This window comes from Methylotenera sp. (assembly GCF_029945535.1).
Lineage (GTDB): Bacteria > Pseudomonadota > Gammaproteobacteria > Burkholderiales > Methylophilaceae > Methylotenera.
This window is the reverse complement of the sequence record NZ_JAQSCU010000012.1, coordinates 74,600-93,031: the sequence shown is the minus strand read 5'-3', so window position 1 is coordinate 93,031 and position 18,432 is coordinate 74,600. Positions and strand designations below refer to the sequence as shown.

Sequence of the window (18,432 nt, the reverse complement as noted above, 5' to 3'; positions counted from 1 at the left end):
TTAGAAAAGCCGCAAACAGAAGTGTCTGAATTAAGCCCAAATACAAACTCCCATATCACAGTGCTGCTTGAAGAAGCAGTGCAGGCGCTTGCCATTAAAGCGGATGGTGTTTACGTGGATGGCACATTTGGTCGTGGTGGACATTCTAGGAAAATATTAGAGCAGTTAGGTGCTAACGGTCGTTTGATTGCGTTTGACCGTGATTTGAAGGCAATTGAGTCAAGCAAAGAAATTACAGATCCACGTTTTAGCATGGTGCATAGCCATTTTGCGGGCATGCAGGCCGAGTTGAGCGAAATGGGCGTTTCAAAGGTAGACGGAATTTTGCTGGATTTGGGTATTTCATCACCGCAAATCGACGATGCAAGCCGCGGTTTTAGTTTTAGGTACGATGCGCCGCTGGACATGCGCATGGATCAAAGTAGTGGGCAAACAGCGGCAGATTTTTTAGCCAATGTAACGGAGCAGTATTTAGGGGAGGTTATAAAGAATTATGGTGAAGAACGGTTTGCTAAGCAGATTGCAAGGGCGATTATTACGGAGCGCAATGACGGGCGCGCCATCACCACTACAGGGCAACTTGCCAAGGTCGTGGCAGGGGCAGTCACGCGGTTTGAGCCTGGGCAGAACCCCGCAACGCGTACATTTCAAGCTTTACGGATTTACGTCAATCAAGAGCTTGAGGAGTTATCGCTAACGATGCCGCAATGTTTGGCATTGTTAGCCCCACAGGGTCGATTGGCGGTGATTAGCTTTCACTCGCTAGAAGACCGTATTGTGAAGCAGTTCATCCGCGACCAAGCGAATCGTGATGACTTACCTGCTAACTTTCCGGTACGCGCAGCAGATTTGCCGCAACCCAAACTAAAGGGTGTGGGCAAAACTATTAAGCCGAGCGCAAAAGAAGTTAAAGCGAATCCGCGCTCAAGAAGCGCGGTACTGCGTGTGGCTGAAAGAACCGACGTAGCATGACACGGCTAAATCTCATTTTGTTTTTTGCGTTGATATTCTCAGCTTTAGGGCTAGTGAATTCACAGCACAAAGCGCGCAATCTCTATATTGAATTGGAGCGTGCAAGCCAGACTGCAAAACAAACTGAGCAAGAGTATGGTCAGCTACAACTTGAACAAAGTACTTGGGCGATGCATTCGCGCATTGAACAAATTGCTTCACAACAAATGCAAATGCAAGTGCCAGATGCGAAGCGTGTGCAAGTGATTTCACCTGCAGATATGCAAACAGCTGCCGTACCGCCTGCGCCACAAGTAACTCAGCCAAATGGGGTAACGCCATAATGGCATTGCGCCCATTCAGCCGCTCATCTATCGCTGCGCCTATTGTGGTGAAGTTGCCAGCATGGCGCCGACGCGTACTGTTGATTTTAGTATTGTCTGGATTTTTGGCATTGCTAGGGCGTGGCGTTTATTTACAGAGTATCCACAAAAAATTCTTACAAGATAAAGGTGACGCTCGCTATAGCCGCAACCTTGTTTTAACTTCTCAACGTGGCAAAATAACCGATAGACATGGTGAGCTGTTAGCTATCAGTACGCCAGTGGAGTCTGTATGGGCAAGCCCGCCAGACGTCGTGATTGATGCGGCTCAAACAAAACAAATCGCAGCATTGTTAAATTTAAAGCCTGATGAAGTTAAGAAAAAGTTAGCTAATGACGAACGCGAGTTTATCTATCTAAAGCGTCGAATTTCACCTGAATTAGCAGCAAAGGTAATGAAACTTGGTATTCCGGGCATTGAGTTGCAGCGTGAGTATAAGCGTTATTACCCAGCGGGCGATGTCACTGCGCACATGGTTGGCTTCACTGGCCCAGGCGATAAAGGTACGGGCGATAGAGGGCTTGAGGGCTATGAATTGGCGATGAATGGCCCGCTATCTGGTGTGGATGGAAGCCGTCGCGTGATTAAGGATAGATCTGGGCATATTATTGAAGACTTGCAAGCGGTAAAAGTGCCGCAAGACGGTCGTGATGTTTCATTGGCGTTAGATCTTAGAATTCAATATATCGCGTATCGCGAATTAGTTAAAGCTGTGGAAGCAAATAAAGCAGCGGCTGGCGCGGCAATTGTGTTGGACGCTAAAACAGGTGAAGTGTTAGCGATGGCGAATGTGCCTACCTACAACCCAAACAACCCTGTGAATATTAAAGGCAAAACGCGTAATCGTGCGATTGTTGATACTTTCGAACCAGGTTCTACATTGAAGCCAGTCACAGCAGCCGCCGCGCTTGAATCTGGTCAATATACGCCAGATACCAAAATTCAAACTTCACCAGGTAGCCTTAGTATCGGCCCCGCCACCATTCACGATTCACATCCGCAGGGAATTTTAACGGTTGCGCAAGTGATACAAAAATCTTCTAACGTAGGTGCTTCTAAAATCGCACTTACGCTAGATAAGCAGTTTATGTGGAATGTCTATAACGAGCTTGGTTTAGGTCATGTGGAAGGCGTTGGCTTTCCCGGTGAGGCTACTGGCAGATTGCGCCCATATAAAACGTGGCGCCCTATTGAGATGGCGACCATGTCTTTTGGTCACGGTATTAGCCTGACTTTGTTGCAATTGGCCAGGTTATATACCGTGTTTGCCAATGAAGGCGAATTGCGCCCTGTATCGTTACTTAAGATTAATGACATGCCAATAGGCCAACAAGTGTTTTCAGCAGCTACGGCAAATAGTGTTAAGGATATGCTGGAGTTAGTTGTGCAACCGGGTGGTACGGCGGTTAAAGCGCAAGTGTTGGGTTATCGCGTAGGTGGTAAAACAGGTACTGCGCACAAACCTGGCGTGCATGGTTATGAGGAGAATAAGTACGTTGCATCATTTGTAGGGTTGGCGCCTGCGTCTAATCCACGTTTTATTATCGCAGTGATGATAGATGAGCCTAATAACGGCGCCTATTACGGCGGTACTGTTGCGGCACCAGTATTCAGCACGATTATGGCGGATACCTTACGTTTGTTCGCAGTGCCACAAGATGCACCAAATAATAACGTGGTACTTGAAGGCGATGCTGAAGATGCTAAGGAGGGTATGTGAGTATTCTCTCTTCATTCAACCAATCATTTACTTCTATCACTGCTGATAGCAGAAAAGTGCAAGCTGGCTCGTTGTTCTTGGCTTATCCAGGATCGCATACCGATGGTCGTCAGTATATTGCTCAAGCTATACAAGCGGGAGCTTCAGCTGTGGTTTGGGAGCAAGAGGGCTTTACTTGGAATGCTGATTGGCAAGTCAACAACCTTCCGGTACAAAATTTAAAGCAACAAGTAGGTGATATTGCCGCTGAGTTCTATCAAAACCCATCAAGCAAACTAACCATGATAGGTGTGACTGGCACGAATGGCAAAACTTCGGTGAGCCAGTGGATTGCGCAATGCTTGACATTATTAGGCAAGAAAACAGCTGTGCTGGGCACGATAGGCAATGGTTTTTTAGGTGCTCAAACTGAAGCCGCTAATACCACGCCAAATGCGATATTGCTGCAAGCGATGCTGGCAGATTATGTTGAACAGCAAGCAGACGCCGTTGCCATGGAAGTTTCATCGCACGGTTTAGATCAGGGGCGCGTGAATGGCGTGGCATTCGATATTGCTGTACTCACAAATTTAAGTCGTGATCATTTGGACTATCACCAAACCATGGAAGCCTATGCCGCTGCCAAGCAGAAGTTGTTTGCTTGGGACGGTTTAAGTACAGCAGTAGTGAATGCAGATGATGTATTTGGGAAATCTTTAGTAATTGCGCTGAATGCACAAGATAAACCTTGCTTGACGTACGGCTTAACAAGTGCGGATGTGCAAGGTGGTGATTTGAAATTGCATGATACTGGCTTGACTATGCAGGTAAATACACCGCAAGGTCATGCTCTGCTAAGCGCACCGGTACTCGGTCGTTTTAACGCATATAACGTGCTGGCGGTGTTGGCAACATTATTGGCGCTTAAAGTAAGTTTGTCTGATGCGCTAGAGGTGATATCAAAAATCAAGCCTGTACTTGGACGTATGCAGCAATTTGGCGGCGGAGAGTTGCCTCTAGTTGTGATTGATTATGCGCATACGCCAGATGCTTTAGAAAAAGTATTAAGTACATTAAAAGAGCAAATCGATTTGGCGAAGACTTCAGCTAAATTAATCTGTGTATTTGGCTGTGGTGGCGACCGTGATGTGGGTAAGCGTCCGCTAATGGGCAGCATCGCGAGCAAACTTGCAGACCAAGTGTTTGTGACTTCAGATAATCCGCGCAGTGAAAATCCAGCAGCCATTATTGCTGCTGTCGTTAGTGAGATGCATGCTGGTTATGTAATTGATACTGACCGCGCAAATGCAATAAGTGCGGCGATTCAATGTGCAAATTCAGGTGATATTGTTTTAGTAGCTGGCAAAGGTCATGAAAACTATCAGGAAATTTCAGGTGTGAAACACCCATTTGATGATGCGCTGATTGCACAAGCTGTGTTAAACCAGTATCAAGCAAATTTCAGAAACGGAGCTGCAATATGATGTTGCTATCCGAAGCTTCCAAAGCGATGCAGGCGACACTTTTGGGCGCAGATGTAGCGTTCACCAGTGTGGGCACAGATAGCCGCAACGTAACCAAAGGCCAATTATTTGTCGCGCTAAAAGGTGATAATTTTGATGGGCATAGCTTTGCCGCCCAAGCCCTTGCACAGGGCGCTGCTGCTGTGTTGATTTCAGATAAAGCACTTGATGTACAGCCTGCAATATTGGTAGATGACACTTGCCAATCCTTGGGCGAGTTGGCCGCATATTGGCGCAGTAAGTTTGACATTCCACTTGCAGCGGTGACGGGTAGTAACGGCAAAACAACGGTAAAAGAAATGCTGGCGTCAATTCTAAGGGCTGCATGCGATCAGCCAGATCAAGTATTAGCCACAGTGGGTAATTTAAATAACCACATTGGTTTGCCGCTCACTTTGCTTAAGTTAAAAGCTCAACATCGTTATGCCGTAGCTGAAATGGGCATGAACCACACAGGCGAAATCAGCTATTTATCTAAAATTGGCAAGCCAACAGTTGCGCTGATCAATAACGCGGGCAATGCGCATATTGGCGAACTTGGCTCGTTTGAAGCGATCGCCAGAGCTAAAGGCGAAATATTTGAAGGTTTGGCGGCAGATGGCACAGCGCTGATTAATGCTGATGATATCTTTGCGCCGCTGTGGTTGGGCTTAGCTGGTCAACGCAAAATCATGACTTTTGGGCTTAAAAATAAAGCGGATGTTACTGCGCAATATCAATTGCATGCTAGTGCAAGCGACATTGAAATCACAACGCCACAAGGCGCGGTAAACGTAAGTTTACCAACACCAGGTTTGCATAATGTAATGAATGCGCTCGCGGCAACTACTGCAGCGCTGGCGATGGGTGCGTCCCTTCAGGCGATTACATCAGGGTTAGAGAACTACGCAGGTGTAAAAGGCCGCTTACAGCAAAAAGCAGGACTGAACGGTGCTTTAGTGATTGACGATACCTATAACGCAAACCCGATGTCGATGAAAGTGGCGATTGATGTGTTGATGGCGATGCCGGGTGAAAAAATATTGGTTCTTGGCGATATGGGAGAGCTTGGCGATAACGCGGTAGAAATGCATGCCGAAATTGGCAGCTACGCTAAAGCAAGCGGTCTAAAAAGCTTGTTTTTACTCGGTGATATGAGTGCTGAAACGGCTAAAGCTTTTGGTACTGGTGCTAAGCATTATGCGACGTCTCAAGATTTGGTTGCGGATTTACTTAAACAAATGCAGCAAGGCACGAATGTGCTAGTAAAAGGCTCACGCTTTATGGCGATGGAACGAGTTGTGGACGCAATAGTGATTAAAAATACAGACGCTATAAAAACAAGTGCTGTAAAAACAGGCGCAGTAAAAAATGGAGAGGAGCACTAAATGTTACTTACGTTAGCACAATGGCTGTCACACGATATTCGTGGGTTTCATGTATTCAATTACATCACCTTACGCGCAGTGTTAGCCACACTTACCGCTTTAGCTATTTCATTTATCGCAGGCCCTGCCATGATACGCAAGCTCACTGAGTACAAGGTCGGTCAAGCCGTGCGTGATGATGGTCCGCAGACACACCTGATTAAAACAGGCACGCCTACCATGGGCGGCGCATTGATATTGGTTTCTATTGCCATATCAACCTTACTTTGGGCAGATTTAAGTAACCGTTTTGTGTGGGTGGTGTTGTTTACCACTTTAGGTTTTGGCGCGGTTGGCTGGGTGGATGATTACCGTAAAGTGGTTTACAAAAATCCCAAAGGCTTATCTGCAAAAGCGAAGTTCTTTTGGCAAAGCTTGATTGGCGTGGCTGTCGCGGTATTTTTATATAAAACCTCTACAACGCCTGTGGAAACTACACTTATCGTTCCATTCTTTAAGCATCTAGTGCTGCCATTAAGTGCCGTAGGCTTTATCGTATTGACCTATTTAGTGGTGGTGGGTAGCAGTAATGCAGTGAACTTAACTGATGGTTTAGATGGCCTGGCAATTTTACCCACCGTCATGGTTGCGGCAGCTCTGGGTATTTTTGCTTATGTTGCTGGTCATTTGTATTTCTCAAAATACTTAGGCGTTCCTTATGTTGCTGGCGCTGGTGAATTGATGGTGTTCTGCGCTGCCATGGCTGGTGCTGGTTTGGGTTTCTTATGGTTTAACGCATATCCAGCCGAGGTGTTTATGGGTGATGTAGGCGCGTTGGCATTGGGTGCAGCGTTGGGCATCGTCGCAGTGATTGTGCGCCAAGAAATTATTCTTTTCATTATGGGCGGTGTATTTGTGGTGGAGACATTCTCTGTAGCTGCGCAAGTTTTGTATTTCAAATACACCAAGAAAAAGTATGGCGTGGGACGACGTATTTTCTTAATGGCGCCATTACACCACCACTATGAAGAAAAAGGCTGGAAAGAAACACAGGTCGTCGTGCGCTTTTGGATTATCAGCATGATGCTGGTGTTGATTGGTCTAGCTAGTTTGAAATTAAGATAAACACACGGGTTATTAAATACATCAACATGAAAATTGCCCTAAAAGACAAAAAAGTATTAGTGCTAGGCCTTGGTGAAACAGGTCTATCTTCCTTGCGCTGGCTTGCCGCGCAAGGCGCACGTTTGTCTGTGGCAGATACACGTGAAAATCCTCCAGGTTTGGATGCTTTAAAAGCTGAGTTGCCGCAGGTGACCATTCATATGGGTGCATTTAAAGCTGCTAGTTTTGCTGATGTAGATTTAATCGTAGCAAGCCCAGGCGTGCCATTGAGTGAGCCTGAGATTCAAGCTGCTGTACAACGTGGCGTGAGTGTTGTGGGTGATGTTGAGTTGTTTGCCCAATACCGCCCAACTAACGCCAAAGTGATTGCCATCACTGGTGCGAATGGTAAAACGACAGTAACGACTTTGGTGGGTGAAATCTGTAAAGCTGCGGGTTTGAAAACCATCGTTGCTGGCAACATTGGTTTGCCGGTGCTGGATGCGTTAATGATGGAAACGCCTGATGTTTACGTGCTTGAGCTTTCTAGCTTCCAGTTGGAAACAACCAGCAACTTGCAGATTGATGCCGCTACCATGCTTAATTTATCTGAAGATCACATGGACAGATACGCAAGCTTTCAAGATTATGCCATTGCGAAAGCGCGGATTTTCTACAATGCTAAGTTGCAAGTGCTTAATCGCGATGACGCGTGGAGCATGATGATGGCGCGCCCCAAATTAGCGCAAGTAACATTTGGCTTGGGTAATGATGACGAAGAAAATTCATACGGCTTGAAGCAAGTGGATGGCGATACATGGCTATGCGAAGGTGATAAAGAGCTTATCAACTTGCAAGATTTGAAAATTGTTGGTCTGCACAACGCGGCTAACGCTCTAGCAGCCGTTGCGCTTTGTCGTGGTATTGGCGTTGATTACGCCCATATCATTCAAACACTTTACAATTTTAAAGGCTTGCCACACCGCGTTGAGTGGGTTGCCAATATCAATGACGTAGATTATTACGATGATTCAAAAGGTACCAATGTTGGTGCAACTTGCGCGGCGCTCACTGGCTTAGCACAAAAAGTCGTGTTAATCGCAGGTGGTGATGGTAAAGGCCAAGACTTTACGCCGCTTGCAGCAGCTGTGGCTGAGAACGCAAGCGCAGTCGTATTGATTGGTCGCGATGCACCTTTGATTGAGGCGGTTCTTATTCCAACGAATATTCCGCTTTATCGAGCGATTGACTTGCCAGAGGCAGTCAACATTGCAAAAAAATTAGCCAAAGCTGATGAAGCTGTGTTGCTATCACCCGCTTGTGCAAGTTTTGATATGTTTAAAAACTACGTGCATCGTGCAGAAGTGTTTGTTGCAGCGGTGACTGCATTAAAAACCAGCCTGAAGGAGCTAGTATGATTGCGGCTATGCTCAATCGCGAACGTATCAACTCCCCAAGCTACGACCAAGGTTTGCTATGGGTTGTACTTTGCTTGCTAGGCATAGGTTTAGTCATGGTGTACTCGGCTTCAATCGCCATCGCTGAAGCAGATAAAGGCGTTGGCTATAACAGTAGTTACTACTTAGTGCATCAGGCAATATTCATGGTGGTAGCGCTCAGTGCCTCATTTGTGGCGTTCAACGTGCCAGTCGCTTGGTGGCAAAAAATGGCGCCTTATCTATTTTTGATTGGATTAGCGCTGCTGATACTTGTGCTGATTCCTGGCATTGGTTTGAAAGCAGGCGGAAGCCGTCGCTGGTTGCGTCTCTTTGTGATTAACCCACAACCTTCTGAATTTATGAAGCTTTTTGCCGCCATGTACGTGGCCGACTATACCGTGCGCAAAGCCGCTGTGATGGATAGTTTTAGGCACGGCTTCTTTCCAATGTTAATGGTGATGCTAGTAGTGGGCGGCTTGCTGCTACGTGAGCCTGACTTTGGTGCATTTGCGGTGATCGCGGCAATCTCAATTTCAATTTTATGGCTAGGTGGCATAAACGGACGTATTTTCGTGGGTTTACTAATATTGCTAGTCGTCGGCTTTGTCTTCTTGATTTGGAGCTCGCCGTATCGCCTCGAGCGCGTCATCGGCTTTATGGACCCATGGGCTGATCCGTATGGAAAAGGCTACCAACTTTCACATGCGCTGATTGCATTCGGTCGCGGTGAATGGTTTGGCGTGGGTTTAGGGGCAAGCGTAGAAAAATTGCTTTATTTGCCAGAAGCGCATACCGACTTTTTATTAGCCGTGATTGCTGAAGAGCTAGGCTTTGTGGGCGTGTTAGCTGTCATTGGCTTATTTTCATGGATAGTGATTCGCTCATTTGGTATTGCCAAGGAATCTATCGCCAATGAGCGTTATTTTGCGGCACTACTATCGCAAGGCATAGGTGTTTGGATGGGTGTGCAGGGCATCATTAACATGGGTGTGAATATGGGGTTGTTGCCAACAAAAGGCTTGACCTTACCACTGCTTTCATTTGGCGGCAGCGGCATATTGGCTAACTGCATCGCCATGGCCATCATGATCAGAATTGATTTTGAGAATCGCCGCTTGCAGAAAGGCCTACCAGCATGAGTGCGCCAGCAAAAACATTAATGGTGATGGCAGGAGGCACGGGTGGTCATGTTTACCCTGCAATGGCAGTGGCAGACTATTTGAAAAATCTAGGTTGGAACATTGTGTGGCTTTGCACAGAAGGTGGCATGGAAAATCGCTTGATTGAAAATAAAGGCTACGAAAAAGCCATGATTACTATGCGAGGCGTGCGCGGCAACGGCTTAATGGGCTGGGTGTTGCTACCAGTGAAGTTGCTCAAAGCGTTTACGCAAAGTGTTGCAGCTATTCGTCAGCATCAGCCAAACGTGGTGTTGGGTATGGGTGGTTTTGCCGCTTTTCCAGGTGGCTTGATGGCTAAATTGTTAGGCAAGCCATTGGTGATACATGAGCAAAACTCAATTGCTGGCTTAACCAATAAAGTATTGGCAGTGTTCGCAGCACGTGTATTGGCTGCATTTCCAAGTGCGTTTGGCAAAAAAGCTCAACTGGTAGGTAACCCTGTACGCGCAGACATCACACAGGTTGCGGCGCCTGAAAATAGAATGAAAGCAAATACTGGTGCATTAAATATGCTGGTAGTGGGTGGCAGTTTGGGCGCTCAGGCTTTGAATGAAATCATACCAAAAGCACTTGCTGAAATGGCTATTGAAAATCGTCCACAAGTGGCGCATCAAGCGGGCGAAAAGCATATCGCAACGTTACAAACAAACTATCAAGCCGCTGGTGTCAGCGCGGATGCCAAAGCTTTTATCAATAATATGGCTGATATGTATGCATGGGCTGATGTGGTGATTTGTCGTGCGGGTGCGCTGACAGTTGCAGAGCTTTCTGCTGCTGGCGTAGCGAGTGTGTTGGTGCCATTTCCACATGCTGTTGATGATCATCAAACTTCAAATGCACGATATTTATCTGATGCAGGTGCCGCAATTTTAGTCCCACAAACAGAATTTACCGTGCAAAAAGTACTGGCTTTGTTAAAAGATTTAAGTCGCGAAAAGTGCTTGGAGATGGCGATTAAAGCCCGTGCTTTAGGCAAGCCAGAGGCAACTGCAACTGTTGCAAAAATTTGTATGGAGGTAGCGCTTTAGCGTAAAACACATGAAACATAAAGTCAAAAACATACATTTTGTTGGCATAGGCGGCTCAGGTATGAGCGGTATTGCCGAGGTGTTGATTAACTTGGATTTCACAGTCACAGGTTCTGATTTAGCCGTGAATGCCACGACCAAAAGGCTTACTGATTTTGGCGCAACTGTCTTTCAAGGGCATGCGACAGAAAACCTTGGTAATGCAGACGTGGTAGTGGTTTCAAGCGCAGTGAATGAAGAAAACCCAGAAGTAAAAGCCGCTCGTGCGAAGAATATTCCAGTCGTGCCACGTGCGTTGATGTTGGCTGAGTTGATGCGCTTTAGACAGGGCATTGCCGTTGCAGGAACGCACGGAAAAACCACGACAACGAGCTTGATTGCCAGCATTTTGGCTGAGGCAGGTATGGATCCAACCTTTGTGATTGGCGGTAAGTTAGAAGCAGCCAATGCCAACGCTAAATTAGGTACAGGTGAGTATATCGTGGCAGAGGCTGATGAGTCAGATGCCTCATTCTTGCATCTCACGCCTGTGATGGCCGTGGTGACCAATATCGACCAAGACCACATGGATACTTACGAGCACAGCTTTGATAAGTTAAAAAGCGCATTTGTAGAATTTTTACAGCAACTACCGTTTTGGGGTATGGCTGTGGTTTGCATCGATGATGCCAATATTCGCGAGATTTTGCCGCGCGTGACTAAGCCTGTGATGACTTACGGTTTTAGTGAAGATGCGCGTGTACGCGCCATTAATGTACGCGCGGATGACGGAAAAATGCATTTTACAGCGCAACGTATCAATGGCGTAGTGACAGAGTTTGATGTGACATTAAATCTACCGGGTAACCATTATGTGCTCAATGCACTTGCGGCGATTGCAATTGCCAGCGAGCTGAATGTACCTGATGCGGCGATTATCAAAGCATTAAAGGAGTTCAAAGGTGTAGGCAGACGTTTTGAACGCTATGGCGAAATTGAAGTTAAAGGTGGCGGTGCATTTACGCTGATTGATGATTACGGACATCACCCAGTTGAGATGCAAGCGGTCATTGCTGCCGCACGCGCGGCTTTTCCTAATCGTCGATTAGTGATGGCATTTCAGCCACATCGTTACACACGTACACGTGATTGCTTTGAAGATTTTGTGCGCGTGCTTTCAAGTACCGACGTAGTGTTGCTCACGGAAGTTTACTCAGCAGGTGAAGCACCTATCGTGGCTGCGGATACTCGTTCTTTGATTCGCTCAATACGTGTTCTAGGGAAGGTTGAGCCCCTATTTATTGAAACTACGGATGCGTTACCAGAGGCAATTCTAAACATGGCGCAAGCCGATGATGTGGTCATCGTGATGGGCGCTGGTTCAATCGGGCAAGTTGCAGAAAAAACCAGAACTTTGGCCGCGAGTGTTTTAGAAGAAGGAGCGTATTAAACGTGATGATGGCTGCCATTCAACAACGCACAGGAAAGCTACTATTAAACGAGCCTATGACTCGCTATACCAGCTGGCGCGTGGGTGGTAAGGCAGATCAACTGTATATTCCAGCGGATTTGGAAGATTTACAGGAGTTTTTAAGAAATGTAGATGCGAATCAGGCAATCTACTTTGTCGGTTTAGGTTCCAACTTACTAGTGCGAGATGGTGGTGTACGCGGCACTGTCATCATCATGCATAACGTGTTGACGGGCTTGAAGATGGATGGCGATTTAGTCTACGCCGAGGCTGGCGTGACATGTGGAAAGTTAGCTAAATTTTGCGCAAAAGAAGCTAAACAAGGCGCGGAATTCTTTGCAGGCATTCCTGGCACATTGGGTGGCGCGCTGGCAATGAATGCAGGTTGTTATGGCACTGAAACTTGGAATGTCGTGAATAGCGTCACTACGATTAACAGACAGGGTGAGTTAACTAAACGTAGTGCGGCAGAGTTTATTGCCAGTTATCGCCATGTTGATATGCCAGTAGCAGGCGAATGGTTTATTGCCACATGGTTGACTTTAAGAGCGGGCGATGCGCATGAGTCAGCAAAAAAGATTAAAGATTTATTAGCGACAAGATTAGCTTCACAACCGCTTAATTTACCTAGTGCGGGTTCAACATTCAGAAACCCACAAGGCGATTATGCCGCAAGGTTGGTAGAAGCCAGTGGTTTGAAGGGTTACATCATAGGCGGTGCGCAGGTTTCGGAAAAGCACGCTAATTTTATTGTGAATATTGGCGATGCGAACGCGCTGGATATTGAGTTACTGATTAAACATATGCGCGAAACCGTGTTAGAGAAACAAGGCGTGGCATTGCAGCAAGAAGTAAAAGTCATTGGGGAATATTAAGGTATGAATGACAACAGTTTGAATAAGAAATTTGGAAAAGTAGCCGTATTGCTTGGTGGGAAATCTGGCGAGCGTGAAGTTTCACTCAAAAGTGGTGGTGCGGTGCTGGCGGCTTTGCAAGAGCAAGGTATTGATGCATATGGTTTTGACCCGCGCGATAAACCACTGCATGACTTAGAAGCATTTGACCGCGTTTTTATCAACTTGCATGGTCGTTATGGCGAGGATGGCTGCATACAAGGCGCATTAGAGATGTTGCACATTCCATATACCGGTAGTGGCGTGATGGCGTCAGCGATTGGTATGGATAAATGGCGCACTAAATTATTGTGGCGTGCGATGAATGTTATCACGCCAGATTTTGAGTTGGTAACAGCGACCAGTGACTTTGCTGCCGTCGAGAAAAGTTTAGGTTTGCCGCTGTTTGTGAAACCTGCTAATGAAGGCTCTAGCCTAGGCATCAGCAAAGTAAAACAAGCAGGTGGTTTAGAGGCAGCATATAAAATTGCCGCAGAAGCCGACCCATTAGTGATTGCTGAAAAATTCATCAATGGCGGTGAATATACCGTGGGAATTATTGGCGACGGTAAAGGCGGTTATCAAGCATTGCCAATTATTCGCATTGTGCCAAAAAATGAATTTTATGATTTCGAGGCGAAATACCTACGTGACGATACTGAATACCTTTGCCCTTGCGGATTAAGCGCTGAGAAAGAGGCACAAATTCAGCAAGAAGCGTTACAGGCATTTAGAACCATAGGTTGCCGTGGTTGGGGGCGTGTAGATTTCTTAATGGATGACGCAGCGAATCATTACTTCTTAGAAGTGAATACTAGCCCAGGGATGACAGACCACAGCTTAGTGCCGATGGCGGCAAAAGCGGCGGGTATTAGTTTTGAACAATTAGTCGTGCGTATTTTGGAGCTTGCGGATGTGGGATAAACCTACATTGCTAAATTGGATTGCTAGCTTGCTCTTTGCTTTGAGCGTGGTGGTGATGCTATATGCGGCGCTCTTTGCCGTGGTGCATTTGCCTATTTTCCCGCTACGTGAAGTGAAAGTGGATGGCGAACTTAGCCACGTGAATCGTGAGCAAGTGAAGCTGATTGTTGCTAAGCATCTAAAAGGTAATTTCTTTACGTTGGATTTAGTGAAAGCACGTAATGCTTTTGAGAAATTGCCTTGGGCACGCAATGTGAGTTTGCGTCGCCGCTGGCCAGATACTTTAGAAGTGGTGATTGAAGAGCATCAAGCATTGGCACGTTGGGGAACCATCGCATTGGTGAATACGCATGGTGAGTTGTTTCATGCGGCTTCTGGTAGTGATTTACCAGTGTTTTATGGTCCGGGTGATGGCGTGATCGAAGTGGCATCTCAATATGGTGAGTTTAGCAAAATATTGAAAACCGCTAATTTAGAAATTGCAAATTTGGCACTTACGCCAAGACGCGCTTGGGAAATTACTACAGCAGATGGCATGGTGGTGGAGCTAGGACGCATTGAAATGCAGCCAAGATTAGAGAAGTTTGTCAGCGTGTATAGCCGCACGATCGCGAGCTTGAATATGAAAGTGACTTATGCCGATTTGCGCTATCCCAATGGGTTTGCGGTGCGTAAGCCAGTACAGGTTAAAGCAGATTTACAAGTTAAGCCAGTTATTGAAGATAAAAGCATAGATATAACGACTATAAAGCCAAGTACTTCAAAACCTGGCAAAACTAAGCCAACTGACATTATTAAGCAACAGACATAACCGTGTGTTAAGCACGGAGGGAGCAAGCCATGAGTAGAATAAAAGAAGATAAGAATTTGATTGTAGGCCTAGATATAGGTACATCAAAAATTGTTGCCATCGTCGCTGAATTGCAGCCAGAAGGCACAGTAAAGGTGATCGGGCTAGGTCAGCATATTTCACGCGGCTTGAAAAAAGGCGTGGTGGTGAATATTGAATCCACCATGCAATCAATTCAGCGCGCGCTTGAAGAAGCTGAGCTGATGGCGGACTGCAAAATTAATAATGTCTACACAGGTATTGCAGGTAGCCATATTAAAAGCTTGAACTCGCATGGCATGGTGAAGATTAAAGATGCAGAAGTGACGCAGATGGATGTCGACCGCGTGATTGAAACTGCACGTGCGATTGCTCTACCAGCTGACCAACAAATTCTACATATTCTTACGCAAGAGTTCATCATCGATGGTCAAGAAGACGTACGCGAACCATTGGGCATGAGCGGCATGAAGCTGGAAGTGAAAGTCCATATCGTGACTGGCGCAGTAGCCGCCGCGCAAAATATTGTGAAATGCATCAAGCGTTGCGGCATTGAAGTGAGCGATTTGATATTGCAACCACTTGCTTCAAGTCTTGCAGTATTAACTGAAGATGAAAAGGAGTTAGGCGTTTGTTTAGTTGATATTGGTGGTGGTACCACGGATATCGCGGTATTCAAACAGGGCGCTATTCGCCACACAGCAGTCGTGCCTATCGCTGGCGACCAAATGACTAATGACGTCGCAGTTGCTTTCCGTACGCCAACGCAATCAGCAGAAGATATTAAGGTGAAGCATGGTTGTGCATTACGTCAATTGGCAGACCCGCGTGAAATCGTTGAAGTGCCGGGCGTTGATGGCCGCGAGCCACGTCAATTGTCAGTGCAAACATTGGCGGAAGTGCTAGAGCCACGCATCGTTGAATTGTATGAGCTGGTGCTCAATGAATTACGTCGCAGCGGCATGGAAGAAATGATCGCATCTGGCATCGTGATTACTGGTGGCTCAGCAATGATGAAGGGCATGGTCGAGCTTGGCGAAGAGATATTCCATATGCCAGTGCGTATGGGCTTACCAAGATATGTTGGTGGTTTATCAGAAGTAGTTAGCAACCCACGCTATGCCACAGGTGTTGGTTTGGTACTAATGGGCAAGCAGCAGTTAGAAAGACATATTAGCGGGCAAATGGAATCAAGTTCATTTGGAAGAATGTTAGAGAAAATGAAGAGCTGGTTTCAAGGCAATTTTTAAGTAGTAAAAAGTTGTATGTGTAGTTCAGGCAGAAGTTAAGTAGTTAATTTGTAACAACAGGCAGATGTAAATTAAAAAGAGGAGATATTAAATGTTTGAAATTATGGAAAAAAATGCTCAAGAAGCCGTTATTAAGGTAATTGGCGTGGGTGGTTGTGGTGGTAACGCGGTAGCGCACATGATAGAAAAAAGCGTTGGAGGTGTTGAATTTATTTGCGCAAATACTGATATGCAAGCTTTGAAAAAGAGCCAAGCAAAAACAGTGTTGCAAATGGGCGTGGCGATGACTAAGGGTTTAGGCGCAGGTGCTAGACCAGAAATTGGTCGCGATGCAGCTTTTGAAGATCGTGATGCGATTGCTGAGTTGATTGACGGTGCAGACATGCTGTTCATCACAGCAGGTATGGGTGGTGGTACTGGTACTGGTGCTGCCCCTGTGATTGCGCAAATCGCAAAAGAAATGGGCATCCTGACTGTTGCTGTTGTGACTAAACCTTTCGCTTTTGAAGGAAAACGCACTAAAGTTGCAAGTGATGGTCTAGAAGAGTTATCAAAGTATGTAGATTCACTGATTGTGATTCCTAACGAAAAATTGATGGAAGTATTAGGCGAAGATGTACCATTCTTAGAAGCTTTTAAAGCGGCTAATGATGTGTTGCACAATGCGGTTTCTGGTATTGCCGAAATCATCAATTGCCCAGGTTTAGTGAACGTTGACTTTGCCGATGTGCGCACAGTGATGTCTGAAATGGGTATGGCGATGATGGGTTCAGCAATTGCGTCTGGTCCAGACCGTGCACGTATTGCGGCTGAACAAGCGGTTGCAAGTCCGCTGCTTGAAGATGTCAACCTTGCGAATGCGCGTGGCGTTTTAGTCAATATTACAACATCTGCTTCTTTCAAAATGAAAGAATACTATGATGTGATGAATACAATTAAAGCGTTTACAGCGGATGATGCAACGGTGATTGTAGGTAACGTGTTTGACGAAGCAATGGGTGATGGCTTGCGTGTAACGATGGTAGCAACTGGGTTAACAGGTGCACAACGTCGTCAACAAAAACCAGAACTTCGCGTGATGACACAAGAAGTGGTGCGTAACGGTACAACTAACCAACCAATGTTTGTGGGTGGTAGTATGGATGAAGATGATACACCGCAAGTGTTCAGTTCAAACAATCGCCGTGCGCAAGTAGAAGCAATGAAAATGTCAGGTGTTGAAGAATACGACATCCCTGCATTTTTACGCAAACAAGCGGATTAAGCGTTAATTAATAGTTAAATAATACTATTTAATAAAACTATAAGTTTGCGTCTTAAGTAAGCCAGTGCTTGGCATTGGGGCGGCTAATGCGCCTTAGAGAAACTGCATAAAATATGCTACTATTTGCTTGATTACTAAGGTAAATGTTACTTTTTGTAAGTGACGCGGACTTAGGATTTGGAACTTGGAGTTTTAGAAATTAGGAATATTGATGTTAAAGCAACGTACATTAAAAAAAGCGATTAGCGCCACTGGCGTTGGTCTGCACAACGGCGAAAAGGTTACTCTTACCCTGCGCCCAGCTGCAGCCGATACTGGTATTGTTTTCAAACGGGTTGATCTGCCTCAACCCAATGAAATCTTAGCGACTCCTAATGCAGTGCATGACACACGTTTGTGTTCTGCGTTAGAGGCCAATGGCGCGCGTGTTGCAACTGTTGAACATATTATGTCTGCGCTTGCTGGTTTAGGCGTGGACAATGTTTATATCGAAGTAGATGCTTCTGAAATACCGATTATGGATGGTAGTTCAGGCCCATTTGTATATTTATTGCAAGAAGCTGGCATTGTTGAACAAGCCGCAGCTAAAAAATTTATACGCGTTAAAAAAACAGTTGAAGTGATTGATGGCGATAAATGGGTGCGCTTTGAGCCTTATCACGGTTTTAAAGTCGATTTCACTATCAATTTCAATCACCCAGTATTTGAAAATTCAGGAAGTCAGGTAAAAATCGATTTTGCTGAAGACTCTTACATTAAAGAAATTAGTCGTGCGCGTACTTTTGGTTTTATGCACGAAGTTGAATATTTACGTTCCAATGGTTTGGCGCGTGGTGGAAGTCTAGATAACGCCATAGTGTTAGATGAGTATCGCGTGATTAATGACGATGGTTTGCGTTATGACGACGAATTTGCAAAACACAAAGTATTAGATGCGATTGGTGACTTATACATGTTGGGGCACCCAATTTTGGGCGCTTTCTACGCTTATAAATCAGGCCACGCACTGAATAACCAATTGTTACGTGCGCTTATGCAAGATGAAACCGCATGGGAATATGCAACATTTGAAAAACAAGAAGATGCGCCGGAAACTTTTTCGACGCCAGAAACGCAGCTGTTTGCTGCGCCAGTTTACTAATACACCTAATTTTACGAATAAACTTA

General features: G+C 45.8%; 16 protein-coding genes. All 16 read left to right on the top strand.

Annotated elements, in window-relative coordinates; genetic code table 11:
* The first annotated feature begins 21 nt into the window (after positions 1–21).
* The 16 genes from rsmH (at position 22) to lpxC (ending at position 18,406) form a co-directional block, all read left to right on the top strand.
* Positions 22–972: a 16S rRNA (cytosine(1402)-N(4))-methyltransferase RsmH gene (gene rsmH, locus PSU72_RS07565; protein ID WP_300431763.1), complete on the top strand. Its 951-nt coding sequence runs from the start codon at positions 22–24 to the stop codon at positions 970–972.
* Entirely contained in the window at positions 969–1,295 is a 327-nt protein-coding gene (ftsL, locus tag PSU72_RS07560; protein ID WP_300431720.1) for a cell division protein FtsL, read from the top strand. The genes rsmH and ftsL overlap by 4 nt, the downstream gene beginning before the upstream one ends.
* Positions 1,295–3,055 carry a penicillin-binding protein 2 gene (locus PSU72_RS07555; protein ID WP_300431719.1) on the top strand — a complete coding sequence of 587 codons (1,761 nt, stop codon included), beginning with the start codon at positions 1,295–1,297 and terminating at the stop codon, positions 3,053–3,055. The genes ftsL and PSU72_RS07555 overlap by 1 nt, the downstream gene beginning before the upstream one ends.
* Complete coding sequence (locus PSU72_RS07550; protein ID WP_300431718.1) at positions 3,052–4,518, top strand: UDP-N-acetylmuramoyl-L-alanyl-D-glutamate--2,6-diaminopimelate ligase; 1,467 nt, start codon at positions 3,052–3,054, stop codon at positions 4,516–4,518. Before PSU72_RS07555 ends, PSU72_RS07550 begins: the two co-directional genes overlap by 4 nt.
* The gene (gene murF, locus PSU72_RS07545) at positions 4,515–5,924 is read left to right on the top strand and encodes a UDP-N-acetylmuramoyl-tripeptide--D-alanyl-D-alanine ligase (RefSeq protein WP_300431717.1); all 1,410 of its coding nucleotides are present in this window, start codon (positions 4,515–4,517) and stop codon (positions 5,922–5,924) included. Before PSU72_RS07550 ends, murF begins: the two co-directional genes overlap by 4 nt.
* Positions 5,925–7,028 (top strand): phospho-N-acetylmuramoyl-pentapeptide-transferase, encoded by a 1,104-nt coding sequence (gene mraY, locus PSU72_RS07540; RefSeq protein WP_300431716.1) that lies wholly within the window; start codon positions 5,925–5,927, stop codon positions 7,026–7,028.
* Between the two features lie 26 nt (positions 7,029–7,054).
* Positions 7,055–8,425, top strand: a complete 1,371-nt coding sequence (gene murD, locus PSU72_RS07535; protein WP_300431715.1) for a UDP-N-acetylmuramoyl-L-alanine--D-glutamate ligase — start codon at positions 7,055–7,057, stop codon at positions 8,423–8,425.
* Positions 8,422–9,585, top strand: coding sequence for a putative lipid II flippase FtsW (gene ftsW / locus PSU72_RS07530; RefSeq protein WP_300431714.1), 1,164 nt, complete (start codon positions 8,422–8,424; stop codon positions 9,583–9,585). Before murD ends, ftsW begins: the two co-directional genes overlap by 4 nt.
* The gene (gene murG, locus PSU72_RS07525) at positions 9,582–10,655 is read left to right on the top strand and encodes an undecaprenyldiphospho-muramoylpentapeptide beta-N-acetylglucosaminyltransferase (protein WP_300431713.1); all 1,074 of its coding nucleotides are present in this window, start codon (positions 9,582–9,584) and stop codon (positions 10,653–10,655) included. Before ftsW ends, murG begins: the two co-directional genes overlap by 4 nt.
* A 10-nt stretch (positions 10,656–10,665) precedes the next feature.
* Positions 10,666–12,084, top strand: a complete 1,419-nt coding sequence (gene murC / locus PSU72_RS07520) for a UDP-N-acetylmuramate--L-alanine ligase (RefSeq protein WP_300431712.1) — start codon at positions 10,666–10,668, stop codon at positions 12,082–12,084.
* Positions 12,085–12,089: 5 nt separating this feature from the next.
* Positions 12,090–12,980, top strand: a complete 891-nt coding sequence (murB, locus tag PSU72_RS07515; RefSeq protein WP_300431711.1) for a UDP-N-acetylmuramate dehydrogenase — start codon at positions 12,090–12,092, stop codon at positions 12,978–12,980.
* Between the two features lie 3 nt (positions 12,981–12,983).
* Positions 12,984–13,922 (top strand): D-alanine--D-alanine ligase, encoded by a 939-nt coding sequence (locus PSU72_RS07510; protein ID WP_300431710.1) that lies wholly within the window; start codon positions 12,984–12,986, stop codon positions 13,920–13,922.
* Positions 13,912–14,733: a cell division protein FtsQ/DivIB gene (locus tag PSU72_RS07505; RefSeq protein ID WP_300431709.1), complete on the top strand. Its 822-nt coding sequence runs from the start codon at positions 13,912–13,914 to the stop codon at positions 14,731–14,733. The genes PSU72_RS07510 and PSU72_RS07505 overlap by 11 nt, the downstream gene beginning before the upstream one ends.
* Positions 14,734–14,762: 29 nt before the next feature.
* The gene (gene ftsA / locus PSU72_RS07500; protein WP_300387051.1) at positions 14,763–16,001 is read left to right on the top strand and encodes a cell division protein FtsA; all 1,239 of its coding nucleotides are present in this window, start codon (positions 14,763–14,765) and stop codon (positions 15,999–16,001) included.
* Between the two features lie 91 nt (positions 16,002–16,092).
* Complete coding sequence (ftsZ, locus tag PSU72_RS07495; protein WP_300431708.1) at positions 16,093–17,265, top strand: cell division protein FtsZ; 1,173 nt, start codon at positions 16,093–16,095, stop codon at positions 17,263–17,265.
* Between the two features lie 211 nt (positions 17,266–17,476).
* Positions 17,477–18,406: a UDP-3-O-acyl-N-acetylglucosamine deacetylase gene (gene lpxC, locus PSU72_RS07490; protein WP_300431707.1), complete on the top strand. Its 930-nt coding sequence runs from the start codon at positions 17,477–17,479 to the stop codon at positions 18,404–18,406.
* Positions 18,407–18,432: the final 26 nt, after the last annotated feature.

Coding starts and splice junctions, on each gene's coding strand:
- ftsL (WP_300431720.1), top strand. CDS start 969: ATGACACGGCTAAATCTCATTTTGTTTTTTGCGTTGATATTCTCAGCT.
- PSU72_RS07555 (WP_300431719.1), top strand. CDS start 1,295: ATGGCATTGCGCCCATTCAGCCGCTCATCTATCGCTGCGCCTATTGTG.
- murF (WP_300431717.1), top strand. CDS start 4,515: ATGATGTTGCTATCCGAAGCTTCCAAAGCGATGCAGGCGACACTTTTG.
- mraY (WP_300431716.1), top strand. CDS start 5,925: ATGTTACTTACGTTAGCACAATGGCTGTCACACGATATTCGTGGGTTT.
- murD (WP_300431715.1), top strand. CDS start 7,055: ATGAAAATTGCCCTAAAAGACAAAAAAGTATTAGTGCTAGGCCTTGGT.
- ftsW (WP_300431714.1), top strand. CDS start 8,422: ATGATTGCGGCTATGCTCAATCGCGAACGTATCAACTCCCCAAGCTAC.
- murG (WP_300431713.1), top strand. CDS start 9,582: ATGAGTGCGCCAGCAAAAACATTAATGGTGATGGCAGGAGGCACGGGT.
- murC (WP_300431712.1), top strand. CDS start 10,666: ATGAAACATAAAGTCAAAAACATACATTTTGTTGGCATAGGCGGCTCA.
- murB (WP_300431711.1), top strand. CDS start 12,090: ATGATGGCTGCCATTCAACAACGCACAGGAAAGCTACTATTAAACGAG.
- PSU72_RS07510 (WP_300431710.1), top strand. CDS start 12,984: ATGAATGACAACAGTTTGAATAAGAAATTTGGAAAAGTAGCCGTATTG.
- PSU72_RS07505 (WP_300431709.1), top strand. CDS start 13,912: ATGTGGGATAAACCTACATTGCTAAATTGGATTGCTAGCTTGCTCTTT.
- ftsA (WP_300387051.1), top strand. CDS start 14,763: ATGAGTAGAATAAAAGAAGATAAGAATTTGATTGTAGGCCTAGATATA.
- ftsZ (WP_300431708.1), top strand. CDS start 16,093: ATGTTTGAAATTATGGAAAAAAATGCTCAAGAAGCCGTTATTAAGGTA.
- lpxC (WP_300431707.1), top strand. CDS start 17,477: ATGTTAAAGCAACGTACATTAAAAAAAGCGATTAGCGCCACTGGCGTT.